The sequence below is a fragment of the Rubritalea sp. genome (assembly GCF_039830215.1).
Taxonomy (GTDB): domain Bacteria; phylum Verrucomicrobiota; class Verrucomicrobiia; order Verrucomicrobiales; family Akkermansiaceae; genus Rubritalea.
Map to the genome: position 1 here is coordinate 1 of NZ_JBDOPO010000065.1, position 13,124 is coordinate 13,124.

Below are 13,124 nucleotides of genomic sequence, written 5' to 3' on the forward strand. Positions count from 1 at the left end.
GCCTCATGCGCCAAGCCCCACGCTTGTGGCAAAGAGTAATATTTACAAAAAAGACAAGCATGGCATGGCTACCTACAATGATTCTGAAAATGTGCGTCACGTACGCACAACTGCCTATTCGCACATGGAGAATGAGAAAGGGTGTCATGGACTTAAAAGTGCTGGAGGAACTAAGCTTCAATACACGAACACTGTGCGTAGTGCTGCTGCCGATTGGTCAGTTTATCCAATGGGAACCAAATTTAAGATTAAAGGACTCCCTTATGTCTATGAAGTGAATGACTATGGATCAGCGCTCGTGGGCACAAATACAGTAGATTTATTTAAGCCTAACCTAAAAACGATGAGGAAGTGGGGGACGCGTAAGGTCGAGCTTACTGTGATTGAATGGGGCAGCTATGAGAAAAGCCGTAAGCTTCTCAAAGGGCGTACCCGCTATAAGCATTGTCGTAGTATGTATAACGGTATTGTGCGTAAGATGGATTCTGGCAAGGTTACGGACCTTGGGAAGAAATCTACTAATTCAATGTAGTCGAGAATAGCTAAAAAAATCAGATGCCGCATGTCTTTTGTGACTTGCGGCATTTTTCTTGGACCGAGCTTTGCTCTGCGATAGATCTCCAGCATGTTGAAAGTAGAGAGAGCTAAGTGGGTGATGGATCGATTGGAGGCACTCTATCCTGAGACTCCGATTCCTTTAGATCATAAAGATCCATTTACTTTGCTTGTGGCCGTTTTGCTATCAGCTCAATGTACAGACGCTAGGGTGAATACCGTGACTCCAGCTTTGTTCGAGTTAGCTGACAATCCAGCGGATATGGCTCAAATTTCGGTCGAAAGTATACAGTCTATTATCCGTCCCTGTGGTCTGTCTCCCAGAAAGTCTAAAGCAATAGCTGGTCTTTCTAGGATCTTGGTAGAAAAACATAGAGGTCAAGTCCCTCAAGACTTCGCAGCACTGGAGGCCTTACCAGGGGTGGGTCACAAAACTGCCTCAGTTGTGATGGCTCAAGCATTTGGAGTGCCTGCTTTTCCTGTCGACACACACATCCATCGGTTGGCTCAGCGTTGGAAATTGACTGATGGGAAAAATGTAGAAAAAACGGAGGCCGACCTTAAAAAGCTCTTTCCTATTGGAAGATGGAATAAGCTTCATCTGCAGATTATTTTTTACGGCCGGGATGCATGCACGGCACGCGGTTGTGACGGAACGGTATGTGAGTTTTGTGCCACACTATTTCCTCGGAGAAAATCAGCTGTGGTAATAAAGAAATAGTAATAACACAGCAAAAGAATAGTTAACTTTATTTAAGTTCTGCGGGGTATTAGAGTGGTTGACTGTTTTTTTTAGAGGAACTTAAGAGCTCGTCAAAAAGTGCGTAAGTCTCGTATTTTAAACAAATTTTATAGTTTCTAAGGGTGTAAGTGATTGAGTGTTACAAATTTTTTCCCAAATTGCTTCTTTACTAGGAGCGAACGATTAAGAGAATCATCAATCTAATGATCTTAATTAGATCGCTTAGAAACATCTACCTAGACCCAAGTACACACGATAAAAACTATGAAACACCTTTCGCCACGACCGCTTAGAACTGCCGGCCTTACCCTACTCACAACAATGGCAGCAACTGCGCCATTATTTGCCCAAGACACGGCCTCAAAAACAGAAACAAGCGCATTAGACTCCTACCTATTGGATGGTGGAGCGCTAACATTGTTCATTGTTGCAGTCGGTCTACTTTCTCTCATTGGTTTGAGTGTTTATAACTTCATCAACCTTGGTAAGGCGAAGTTTGCCCCTGATGATCTCAAGGCAGCTCTTCACGACCACATGCTCAATTGTCGTATCCGTTCTGCAATCGAACTCGCTGCGTCACACCCATCCTACCTTGGTCGCATGCTCGCTTATTCTCTTCCAAACGTCGATGCCACTCAGCCTGAAAGTCTTGGCCGCGATGGAGTCGAAGACGCAATTGCTGACTTCTCAATCAACGAGAACCGCAAGCAGATGATCTGGATCAACCTTATTTCACTCGTGGCTCAGTCTGCTCCTATGATGGGACTATTCGGTACAGTTTTTGGTATGATCGCGGCCTTCGCGACATTGAAGAATGCAGGAGCAGATCCATCTGCGCTTGCTGGTGATATTTCTATTGCGCTCCTTACTACCATGTGGGGGCTTGTTATTGCGATTCTTTCTGTGATCGCTTACTTCTTCTTCAAAGCTCGCTACAACAATCTTGTAGCAGATTGTCACCAGACAGCTGAGGAGCTTCTCAATGCTTCTGTACAGACCGTGAATGGTGAAGCTCATCTTGCTAAGATTCCTGAGGGTCTTGCTGTTTAAGCCTTTTGCTAAGCGACACAAATGGTGGTGCAGTGACATTTATGGAACTGCGCCAGGTCTCCTAAAATCGTAAATACGAACCAGGATTTAAATGTCAAAAAAACTAAGAACCCTCAATGCTCAGACTGAGGACGAGGCAAAAATGGACATGTCACCTATGATTGACATGGTTTTTCTTCTCCTTGTTTTCTTCATTGTGGTGTCTACGCCGATGGTGGTGAAAATGGATGCCGAGGTGAAACCCTCTGTGGCCTACAACGCCAAGAAACCTGAACAAAAACACGGACGTATCGTCGTCAATATTCGCTCAGATGGAACTATCTTTCCCGTCGAAGTGTCAGAAGGCGCTATAGAAACTGAAGACGATATCACGGAGTATGTAAGAAAATTCAAAGAAGAATTTGAAAACCAAGGTTTTGATCCACGTCTTCACCTGCGTGGTGATAAAGACTCTGTGTTTAAGCATTCTCGTAAAGTGATCAAGGCAGCAGCAGCAGCGGGTGTTGATAGTGTGATATTCTCCGCGTTCGATTTTGAAAAATAAGAAAACTAACCTTTAGAATACCATGGCTAGACGCAAACAAGGACTCGTTGCAGAAGATGATGAACCAGAATTAGACATTTCGTCATTGATTGACGTGTGTTTCCTTCTCCTCATTTACTTCATGGTGACGGCGACTATTCAACCTCGAGAGAGTGACCTCGGCATGACTTTGCCGTCACAGGCCCCCTCCGACACTCCGCCAGAGATTTCTCCGATGCTTATCGAAATTCAGGACGATGGATCCATCCTTGCGAATAAGGAAGAACGCCTCGACCTCGCAGCTGTCGGGAAAAAGCGCAATTTACCGCTCTTAGAGGCACGCCTGCAGATATACAAGGATGGAGCATCAGCTGCCAATACCGACCCGCTGGTTCAGGTCGCTGTGCGTGGTGAAGCGCCTCAGCAAGCAGTTGTTGATGTGCTCAATGCTCTGGTGGGCTTAGAAATTCAGAAAGTGACCTTTACGGATTTCTCTAATAACTAACTTTGCACTTTTGCTAATTAATGCCCATGTAGTAGCATTATATTACTACTCTTAGCAAGAGAGCCTTTATAAGGGCGCTTTCCCTCGGATTGCGCCCTTTTCTTTCAAAAACCATTTTTCTACACACCTATGAAAACTCATCATTCTCTAACAATGGCCATTACTTTGGCTGGGGCGTCGCTCGTCGGTATGGCTCCACCACAGGTAAAGGCTCTAGACATTCAAGAGGCGGTACCATTAGGTATCACAGCAATGCGCGAAGCCCAATGGCAAAAAGCGCAAGGAATATTCGCCAAAATTGTTGAATCCTACAGTGATCGAGGTAGGTCGCTATTTGGTGGACGTTTTGGTGTCATTTACTACAACAAAGGTTTTGCCGAGCTTAAGATGGCTGGCGACATGCAAAGACTTGGTGGCGAAGAAAATAGCGCAAAAGCGCGTGAATATTATACCCTAGCGAAAGAGTCTTTCTCTAGCTGCTATAAACTTCCATCAGACGACAAAGGGCAGAACGTTTATCACAAGAAGTCTCTTCTATACACAGGGCAAGTTGAGCAGGCGTTAGAAGAATACAAAGGCGCGATAGCTAGCTATAAAAAGTTTCTCGCCGAGAGGGAAGACCGAGATAAGTACAACCCAGGGATGTTTAACATCAACATGGCGATTTGTCACTTCAAGCTCGAAGAGCCATTGATCAAGCCAGGTATCACCTTCTTTGAAACTGCTCTGAAGAACAAAGAGCGCTGGAAAACCCCGAATGCTGCGATTGTTTCGGCGTTCCAGGCTCTCACAAAGGCTGTGATTAAATCTAAAAATGAGCGTGCTCTTGTTGACTTTCTTAACCAGAATCGCTCAGCCATCACTCTGCGTCCTTACCAGATGGTGCAGTTTGGTCCATTTTTCCAAAAGCTAGCGACTGAAGCGCTCGAGGCCGACATGCAGGAAGCTGCATACAATTTGTTTGCCTTGATTCCTGGCACTGAGGAGGCGTTAGCTGACCTTGGAGTTATCAAGGAAAAACTTGCGCTGTATCCACGAGCAGGACTAAAAGATGGTAATGACTTAGTTTACAAAGAGCAAATAAGTAAGTGGTATAGCGACTTGCGTACGAAAGATCGCTCAGGTGATCCTCCAGAAGTTTTAGCGCTCACAGCTCTTGCTTTCACCCACGAATCTAATGGAAACGTGCGAGGGGCATTCGGAGCTTACGAGCAATTAGAGCTTTATTTTGAGAAGTCGCGCCGCCGTGAGGATAATCTTTACAATCTCGTGCGGACATCTTCAGTGATCAGCGAAGTTCTTACTACTGAGCATTACGGGCAGATTTTCCTCAGAAATTTCCCACAGAGTGACTATTGCGAATCAGTCCGTAGTATGATGCTTTCATCTCTCTTCGCTGGTGCTGAGTATGAGAAGTGTGAACTGGTTGCTGAAAAGATGATCGACGAGCTACCTAAGCCATCCGTTCAGCACGACATTTGTTTGCACGTTCTAGGCGGGTCAAAATTCTACTTAGGAAAATTCCTCGCTGCGCATCCATTTTTGGAAGAGCATCTCAAGATGTACCCTGAAAGTGACTTCGCACTTGCTGCGGCTTACTTTGAGGCATCTAACCTAGCTCAATTACAAATGTGGGAGCAAGCGGGCGTTAGACTTGATGCCTTTCTGAGTAAATATCCTGACGCAGGTGAGAACATGTTCTTACCGTTCGCTCTTTATGATCGAGCAAACGTCCATTTCTCTGAGAGCGAGTACGAGCCAGCCTTGGTAAATATCGCACGCATTGAAGCTGAGTTTGACGGCTCAAATATCGAGGACTCAGCCTACAACCTTAAGGGAAATATCCTGCAGAGTCTGGGTAAGCGTGATGAGGCTAAAGAATACTACCTCAAGGCGCTTGAGCTATCTAAGCATCGCGATAACGTGGTGGTTCAGGGTGAAGCTCTCTACTACCTAGTCGCATTGCTCGGTACCGAAAAAATCGGCAAAGGGCCAAATCCTAACATGAAGGATGCCCTTCCTTACTATGATGAATTTTGGAAAGGTTACCAGAGTTCACCATACAAGGCGCAGGTCGCCGTTGCTGGTGTTCCGGCCTTAATCGAGGCTGGTCGTTTTGATGAGGCCCTAGCCAATGTTCAGGGAGTGATTGCTGAGATGGCGAAGCGCGAAAACCCTGCAGGCTTGGAAGGTGCTATCGGTTCTTACACTAAGTACTTCCTCATTGCGCAGAAGAATAAAGGGCTAAGCCCATCAGATGCAGCAGATAAGCTGAAGGATCACTACTATACCTTCGATGGTATCGATTCTAACGACATCCGCACGCTTGCAATGCTGCGTATTGCCGTGATTGGTGTGTATGAAGATAGTCTTAAAACCGCAGTCAAGGAAGAAGATGAAGCTTTAGTGAGTCGTAACCAAGCGCGCATCAATGCCGCCTTTAAGGCTCTAAAGACGGCTTACCCAGTGGAGAAGCTGTCGAACTTCGTTCTTGTGCGTGTGGGTGATTATCTCCGCACCAAATCCACAGCACCGCGTCAGGCGCTTCCCTATTACCAAGAGCGCTTGAAGCGCCCTCAGGTAAATGGTCGCTCAGTCGCAGAGTTTGGTTTGGCCGACATTTACGGTAAAGCTGGTAGTAAGGACGAGATGTCTACAGCCATCGGAATGATGGAGAAAATCCTTAAGAATAAGGATAACAGTAAGAAGAATCGTGATAAAGCGAGTTCTCGTATTGTTAAGATCTATGCTAAGCAGGAAAACTGGAATAAGGTTATCGAAGCAGGCAAGGCATACCTTGCCGAGTTTACCAAAGATCGGACTAATGTTCAGGTAATTTTAGCTCAAGCTTATAAAGAAAAGAAGATGTTCGCAGAGTGTATTGCAACAAATATGGGAATTTTCGCTTCCAATACAGCTAATTGGAATGTCTCAGTCCCAGCAATGGATACAGCAACAGCACTGATGTGGGATCACGGAGCTAGCAAAGAGGGTAAATCTAAGCAACAGTTGGCCTATGAAGTTGCTGGTGGCTACATCAAGTCATCACGAGCTGCATTCGATAAGAATAAAGACGACATGACTGAAGAGGTTCGCACTTCTTGGAAGCGTATTGATGCTCGAGTCATCAAGTGGGAAAGTAGTGGCACGATCCAGTCCTTCGCGGATATGGAAAAAGACCAGTAATTCTCTAATATTGGCTGAAACCTAAGACATGGCGCTATAGAGACAGAAATTTATAAGCGCCAGCTAACAAAAAAATTTAAGAAATAATATGAAATTACTCACAATACTCATGGCGGCTACCCTCGGTTTAACCATGTCTGTCGTAGCTCAGCAACCGGAGCGCGTCACAATCGAAGGTGTGCTCATCACGGCTGATGGTGAATACGAGAAAGTTTTCCTTATGGGAGCTTCTAAAACTAGCGTCTTCTACGTAAAGAACATCAGGGCTGTTGATGTGAGCAGTAAACGATTAAGTGCGTTTGCTTCTATCTATATCACTGAGCCTAAGGAGTACTCAGAGGCGATGGGGCTTTTCGAAGACCGTAAGTACAGCGAAGCATACACCAAGTTTGGTGAAGTGATGGAGCGTTACAAGAAGTTCCAGCCTATCAAAGATAACCATTACACACTCGCTGGTTTCTATCAGCTTGAATGTCTTCGTAAGCAATTGAAGACTGATGAGCTAGTGAAAGCAGTGGCTGATTATCGTACTGAGAACTTGATGCGTCCCGATCTTCTTAAGCAGATTGAAGTGTACAAATTCTGGGAGGCCTTGGACTCAAAAGCATGGGCTCGTCTCGATAGACTCGCAAGTGAGTGGAAAAGTAAGCGAGTGCCAATTTCTCAGCGAGCTCAGATCTCCTATTGTCATGCCATGGCGCTGGAAGCTCTCGGCCGCAAGACTGATGCCTTGAACGTGTACGGTCAGGCAATGACTGCGGACTACTCGAAGTCCGAGGAAATTGTACGCGAATCAGCACATGCAGCACTGCGCGTGTATCTTTCTTTTCCGGAAGTAAAAACCGCGATGACCCTCTGGAAGACTGCTGACGAGGATATTTATTCCTCAGGCTACCGCTTATTAGCTGAGGGAAATGCTCTGGCGCGCCTCTATAATAAAGCTGGTATGGGCGCAGGTGTTGCGCTTCCGCTTAAGTATGCGGTCTTTCTTAAGTATACAGCTGACGATGCTCCAGGCTTGAAGCTGTAAGCTTCTAAAAAATTAACTCACTAAAGCATCCGTTCCAAATTTGGATCGGGTGCTTTTTGTTGATGAGTATTTTCCACTTTATGCGGTTTAAGTATATTACTGTGGTATCAGTTAAACTAGAAATGAAGAAACCTATACAAATTTTGATCATAGCAGTATTGCTCACATTGTTCGCTCCGTTGACATGTGCTAGCGAGGCCCAAGATGATAAGCTGAAGCGCGCAGTCAGCTTGATGCAGAATGCACAATGGAAATTGGCGTATTCGGAGTTTTCAGAGATTGATGTGGCCGAGCAGGCTGCTGGGGTTTCAGAAGGAGTGTACGGCAAGCTTCTTTACAGTATGGGGCTGTGTCAGATGGAGCTGGCAAAGATTGGTGAGGCCGAGTTGCGAGTTGGATTCTATACGAATGCTCTCAAGGATTTTGAGAGATGTCGAAATTTCACTGGCCCGGCAGATGATCAAAACCGCTATATTACTCGCAGTCTTTTGCGCATGGCAATGTGCTACCAGGCGATGGATCGATTTGACGATGCCTACACTGCTTATGGCGCATTTTTAGTCGAGCGAAAACAAGTTGTTGATGTCTACGATCACGGTAGTTTGTTGCTGAATTTGGTGACATGTTCACTGCGCCGTACCACTCCTGTGGATGCCGAGATTTTGAGGTACTTGAGGCAGGCTGTGGAGGGACGTGAACGTTTCAAAATAGCACCAGAGCCCTTGTATGGCGCTATCCTAGATGTGTATGCATACACTGCTAGTCGCGTCTCTCCAGAGCAAGAACGTGATCTCTTAGGTTGGTTAGCTGAGTGTGCTGACGATCTAGCGGAAGGCTCGGATATTGGTTTGGAGTCGCTCAGCCAGACAGTACAAAAGCTCTTGAATGACGGAGCACTTAAAAATGCTCAAAGTTTACTCGAAACCTTACCGTGGCTTAGTGCCGGGTCCTCAGAAAAGTCAGATCTTTCAAGCTCTAATGAACGCAATGCTGTTTTATTGGCGCGTTCGATTGAGCAGTACGTCCACACTCAGCCAGTGCGACAGCGTGGATATTTGCTCAACCAACTGCTCGAGCATTTCCCGGAATCGACCCGAGTATCAGAATGGCTGTACCAATCTATTGTGGTGAGTTTTGAGCTTGATCAGATCGATCAGGCGCGTGCAGCAGTCTCTCTCTATCAATCTAAATTTCCAGATGGTAAACATAGGGAAACGGTTGAGTTATTAGAGTTGAGTAGCCTCTTCGATGCTGGGCAATACTTGGAGGCTTTAGAGTTGGCTGGAGCCAATGCGTTAGGTGCTGTGGCGCAAAGGGAGGACCGTCTTTATGTGATGACTGGTTCGACCTGTTTCTTGGGGGAATATGAGCGGAGCTTGAAGTTGGCAGCCGAGTATTTGAGCTTGTCTCCAAATGGTAAACACGTAATGTCGGTACGGTATTTTCGGGCTGTGAGTTATGCCCGATTAGGTTACACTACACAGGCTCGCTCGATTCTATCTAACATCACAGTGGCTGAGCTTCACGGTTATGCCCAATACGAGCTTGCTGTGCTGGATTTCGAGTCGGCATCCTACTTGGAGGCCCAGGAACGATTGGTACATGTGCGGGAGTTGGAGCTAGTTCCACAATTGAGGGTTCACGTGGATTTACTTTCCGCACGAACTGCCGCTATTTTGCGTAACCGTGAGGCTGCTGAGGTCTCATACAAAGCTGCGCTGGAGTTGGCTCGCTCATCTGACATGTTAGAGTTAGAGCAAGAAGTCATGTTCCATCTGATAGCCTTTTACGGCCGGGAGCAGGTGGCGGGTGATCCAAATCCTGATATGGGAAAATGCCTTCCCTACTATGATGAATTTTTCCAGAAATTTTCAGACTCAGTCTATGCCGCTCAAGTGGCTGCGGCGGCAATGCCTGCATTAAAAAATGCGGGTGAATTAGACCGTGGAATTAAGAGGCTTGAGCAAGTTCTTCAAGTTTCCTGTTGCCAGTTAAAGGAGGCCGGGCTGCGCAATGCTGCCAATACTTTGATCTGGGCTAGGATAGATGCAGGAATGAAACCTTCTGAGCTTAAAAGTGAGTTCAGGGCGCACGATCCATCTACCTTTGCCTTGGTGCAATGGTTTGCTCTGGCTGAAGTGTATGTTGCTGGGCTTGATCAAGCGCATCTAAGTTGGGGTAGAAAGTTACGCTATGACGCCATTTTACGTTCTATGTATGCCGAGTTATCGCTCCGTTCAAAGGGGGTTAAATTGCCTGGCTATATACACTCAGCTCTGGGGTCATGGTTCTTAGTAGATGAGAACTTTCCTCAGCTGGCTCGTGAGCATTTTGCTGTTGCGCAGCACTCAAGTTTGCTCAGTCAGCGCGAGCTTGCTAAGCTAGGTGAAGCGAAGGCTTTAAGATTGTCCGAGGAACTTGCTGATTTGGAGCAGGCAAAGGTGTTGCTCACTGGTCTGTTAAAGCGTAGCGGAGGAAATGTCATGTTGTTGGAGGAAGCCATGTATGAATCGATAGAAATTCTCTCAAAACTTAAGTTATGGGATATCCTAACGGATCGCTCTAAAGAGTACTTGATTGAGAAAAAATTCGATTATCAGCGCTCACGAGTCTGGTATCTTTTAGCGAAATCCTACGATTTGAGGGAAATGAAAGAGGATGCAATGGCTAATTATTCCCGTGTTTTTGCTGGCTACACTAGGGTTTTGCCTGTGTCAGCTCCATCGGTGGATCGATTAAGTGTGCTTACATGGCAGCGGAATCGTCCGGAGACGGGAGAGGAGAAGGCTGATAGACAGGTTGCTTATCAGTTGGCACACCGCTATTTATCGATGGTGAAGGACTATCCAGAATGGGAAAAAAAGCGCGATGGAGTCCGCGAGCCATTGGCAGCGATTCGGACCAATGTGGAGGCTTGGGAGGCGAGCGGTGAGGTGGTTTCTGTCGAGCAAATGCTCAAGGAAATGCGGCAAGGTAAGCGCTAACAGAGCTTCATTTTAGGCAATAAAAAACCCTACTATCGAAGGATAGTAAGGTTGGTAAACTTTTTAGGTAAAAGAATCTAAAGAGATCCCTTGAGTGTGGAGGAAGCCTTGAAGCCAACCGTCTTGGACTCTTTGATCTGCATTGACTCGCCAGTTTTAGGGTTGCGTCCCATACGAGCAGCACGCTTCTTAACTTCAAATGTACCGAAACCGATAAGTTGGACTTTTTCATCTTTCTTAACGCCTTGAGCGATGGATGTGAGGACAGCGGAAAGAGCATCTTCAGCAGCACGCTTAGTTGCGTCTTTTCCGAGGTTCTTTTGGATGGATTCTACGAGTTCTGCTTTGTTCATGACGTTACATCTTTTGCGGAGTTTTTAGTATTTGTAAAGGTTAAAAGAGAAGAAAAAACCCTATATGAAATATAGGGTTTTTGGCTTGCCAATAGTTAGTTCCGCATAGTAGCTGTCACGTCTGTAGCTTGATGTACCGGTGATTTGGTGTTGTTAGATATTGTTAGGTGTTGTTGTTTGGTTTATGGGCTGACATGTTGCGTTGGTGATTCGCAGATTCCGTAGTGAGATGTCGATAGAGAGAGTTAATTATGATAGGATTCTAGAATTAGTGGTTTCGGCTACTAAGGCTATACCAGCTCAGAGAGATTTAGTGGAATTGCTAGATGATGCTCACTCCGCGCAACAGCGTGGTTATTTTTTGCCAGATGAGGATGAGCGAATGCGTGATCGCTACCGGCAGTACTTGCGGCTTCGGGCGGTATTGCTTAGCTGTATTGCTGAGTTAGAGCCTTACTGTAATGACGAGGAAGATTGGGATGCTTGTTTGCGCGCTTTTGCTGTAGCATTCACAGCGGCTTGTGTGTTGATGCGTGCTGCAGAATTTCTCGTAGATTTGGCGGGTGACAGGTTTCTAGTGTGGAAAAAGCTAGATGAGGCTGAGCTGCGCTATGGGATAGAGGGGGGGAGTTTTTCTAGGCTGTATAAGAATCTCACTTCACCGCGACGGATGTGGAGGTTTTACGAGGCGACCTTATTCTGGGAGTTGCACTCGGACGAGGTGATGGAACTGAGAGCTGAAGGGGGGAGGATGCGTGAGTTGATCGAGGTGCTGGACTCAGAGCTTCCATTTGTTGGAAGGAGCAAGGCGGCCTATCTAAAGCGCCAATTCCAGTACCGAGTTTTCTCATTTAGGCGTAGGCAGCATACGAGCTACCGAAAAGTGATGTTTCAGATGTTTCGGATGAGCGGTAAAGTTATCGCTGAGGTGAAGCAGCCAATATTGGCGATCCAAAAGTCGGGCAAGCGCGTAACGCCACGAGTCTTAGCTAAAGCGTGGGCAATTCTGCAGCCGGGAGATGTGATCGTGACTCGGCATGATGAAGCAATGAGTAATCTCTTTCTTCCTGGGTTTTGGCCACACGCTGCATTTTATATAGGCAGTAAGGAGCAACGTGAAAAATTAGGAATTTTGGATGAAGTCCCAGAAGGGGTGAATGTGGTGGAGGCGAAAAAGGATGGGGTGCATTTTCGTGCTCTGACCGAGACCCTAGCTGTGGATGCCTTCACGATTCTCCGATCAAAGCTTTCTCAGGAGAAGGTTGCGGCAGCGGTCCGGTGCGCTATAAGTCACACGGGGAAGCGCTACGATTTTGTGTTTGATTTTCGTGAGTCAGATCGTCTGGCTTGTACCGAAGTAGTGTATCGTTCCTACCAGGCTGGAGCCGGAGTGGCTTTTGAATTGGAGGAGCGCGCTGGAAGGCTGTGTCTCTCGGCTGAGGCATTGATGAACCAGGGACTTAAGCTCGGTGTCTTCGAGCCAGTGGCTATTTACGGGGTGGATGGGATAAAGGTGCATGAGGGAACTGAGGCAAAACGGCGGCTCGCTCATAGTTATCGAGCCGACTGGTGAGTTTATAGAAGGGAGAGAACTAGCAATTCTTAAGTTATCCTAACAATGTGTGGGCAAAATCATGCCGCGAACAAATCCTCGCGAAAGCGCTTATTTTCAGTGGGTTAATCTGACTTTGTGAAAAATTTCACAAATAGACTTGCTCGCTTTTCATAGGGAGGTTATTGAGCAGTCGCTCGCCGCAATGGCGATTTAAATTCATGGCTACGAAAAAGACTTTCCTATCTCTGTTGTTCCTTTGTTTCTCATTGGGGCTTCCTGTTGCTGCAGTTGCTGAGCACCATGGTGCGCACGCTGCAGTTGAGCACGCTGAAGCGCACGGTCATGAAGCTGCAGTTGGCGCGCATGGTGAGCAAGCAGATGCACACGGTGACGAGCACGCTGAGCACGCAGCACCAAAGCTTCCGCTCCACGCTGTTACTATTCACGACGCAGAGCTTTTCTCTAACTCCATGGTGATGACTTGGATCGCGGTTCTGATTATCATTCTTTTCTGTCGTGCAGGTGCTGGCAAGCTATCCATGGTTCCTAAAGGTTTCCAAAATTTTGCCGAGTGGATCATTGAGTCACTCTACAATTTCTTCGCTGGGGTTCTTGGCGATCACCTCGCTAAGCGTACATTC

General features: G+C 46.6%; 10 protein-coding genes and 1 pseudogene. 10 read left to right on the forward strand and 1 reads right to left on the reverse strand.

Features of this window, described 5'->3' with window-relative positions:
* The 8 genes from ABGY95_RS01770 to ABGY95_RS01805 all read left to right on the forward strand — a co-directional run.
* Positions 1-532, forward strand: a 532-nt coding sequence (locus ABGY95_RS01770) for a 3D domain-containing protein (RefSeq protein ID WP_347439961.1), incomplete at its 5' end; no start/stop codon positions are given.
* Positions 533-625: 93 nt separating this feature from the next.
* On the forward strand, positions 626-1,276 hold the full coding sequence (gene nth / locus ABGY95_RS01775) for an endonuclease III (protein WP_347439962.1): 651 nt from the start codon (positions 626-628) through the stop codon (positions 1,274-1,276).
* A gap of 285 nt (positions 1,277-1,561) precedes the next feature.
* Positions 1,562-2,347 carry a MotA/TolQ/ExbB proton channel family protein gene (locus ABGY95_RS01780; RefSeq protein WP_347439963.1) on the forward strand — a complete coding sequence of 262 codons (786 nt, stop codon included), beginning with the start codon at positions 1,562-1,564 and terminating at the stop codon, positions 2,345-2,347.
* 91 nt (positions 2,348-2,438) lie between these two features.
* Positions 2,439-2,891: a biopolymer transporter ExbD gene (locus ABGY95_RS01785; RefSeq protein WP_347439964.1), complete on the forward strand. Its 453-nt coding sequence runs from the start codon at positions 2,439-2,441 to the stop codon at positions 2,889-2,891.
* A gap of 22 nt (positions 2,892-2,913) precedes the next feature.
* On the forward strand, positions 2,914-3,375 hold the full coding sequence (locus ABGY95_RS01790; protein WP_347439965.1) for a biopolymer transporter ExbD: 462 nt from the start codon (positions 2,914-2,916) through the stop codon (positions 3,373-3,375).
* 129 nt (positions 3,376-3,504) lie between these two features.
* Positions 3,505-6,561 (forward strand): tetratricopeptide repeat protein, encoded by a 3,057-nt coding sequence (locus tag ABGY95_RS01795; RefSeq protein WP_347439966.1) that lies wholly within the window; start codon positions 3,505-3,507, stop codon positions 6,559-6,561.
* An 88-nt stretch (positions 6,562-6,649) separates the two neighbouring features.
* On the forward strand, positions 6,650-7,591 hold the full coding sequence (locus ABGY95_RS01800) for a hypothetical protein (RefSeq protein WP_347439967.1): 942 nt from the start codon (positions 6,650-6,652) through the stop codon (positions 7,589-7,591).
* Positions 7,592-7,713: 122 nt separating this feature from the next.
* Positions 7,714-10,575 (forward strand): hypothetical protein, encoded by a 2,862-nt coding sequence (locus ABGY95_RS01805; protein ID WP_347439968.1) that lies wholly within the window; start codon positions 7,714-7,716, stop codon positions 10,573-10,575.
* Positions 10,576-10,652: 77 nt separating this feature from the next.
* Here the strand turns inward: ABGY95_RS01805 and ABGY95_RS01810 are convergent, their stop codons facing one another.
* A complete protein-coding gene (locus ABGY95_RS01810) occupies positions 10,653-10,928 on the reverse strand; it encodes an HU family DNA-binding protein (protein WP_347439969.1) in 276 nt (91 codons plus the stop codon).
* A gap of 229 nt (positions 10,929-11,157) precedes the next feature.
* Here ABGY95_RS01810 and ABGY95_RS01815 point away from each other — a divergent pair, with 229 nt between their 5' ends.
* Positions 11,158-12,501, forward strand: coding sequence for a YiiX/YebB-like N1pC/P60 family cysteine hydrolase (locus tag ABGY95_RS01815; protein WP_347439970.1), 1,344 nt, complete (start codon positions 11,158-11,160; stop codon positions 12,499-12,501).
* A 200-nt stretch (positions 12,502-12,701) separates the two neighbouring features.
* Positions 12,702-13,124, forward strand: a pseudogene (locus ABGY95_RS01820) (hypothetical protein); the annotation flags it as partial.

Bases quoted from the DNA above. Each gene is read 5' to 3' on its own strand.
- nth (WP_347439962.1), top strand. From the start codon at position 626: ATGTTGAAAGTAGAGAGAGCTAAGTGGGTGATGGATCGATTGGAGGCA.
- ABGY95_RS01780 (WP_347439963.1), top strand. From the start codon at position 1,562: ATGAAACACCTTTCGCCACGACCGCTTAGAACTGCCGGCCTTACCCTA.
- ABGY95_RS01785 (WP_347439964.1), top strand. From the start codon at position 2,439: ATGTCAAAAAAACTAAGAACCCTCAATGCTCAGACTGAGGACGAGGCA.
- ABGY95_RS01790 (WP_347439965.1), top strand. From the start codon at position 2,914: ATGGCTAGACGCAAACAAGGACTCGTTGCAGAAGATGATGAACCAGAA.
- ABGY95_RS01795 (WP_347439966.1), top strand. From the start codon at position 3,505: ATGAAAACTCATCATTCTCTAACAATGGCCATTACTTTGGCTGGGGCG.
- ABGY95_RS01800 (WP_347439967.1), top strand. From the start codon at position 6,650: ATGAAATTACTCACAATACTCATGGCGGCTACCCTCGGTTTAACCATG.
- ABGY95_RS01805 (WP_347439968.1), top strand. From the start codon at position 7,714: ATGAAGAAACCTATACAAATTTTGATCATAGCAGTATTGCTCACATTG.
- ABGY95_RS01810 (WP_347439969.1), bottom strand. From the start codon at position 10,928: ATGAACAAAGCAGAACTCGTAGAATCCATCCAAAAGAACCTCGGAAAA.
- ABGY95_RS01815 (WP_347439970.1), top strand. From the start codon at position 11,158: ATGTCGATAGAGAGAGTTAATTATGATAGGATTCTAGAATTAGTGGTT.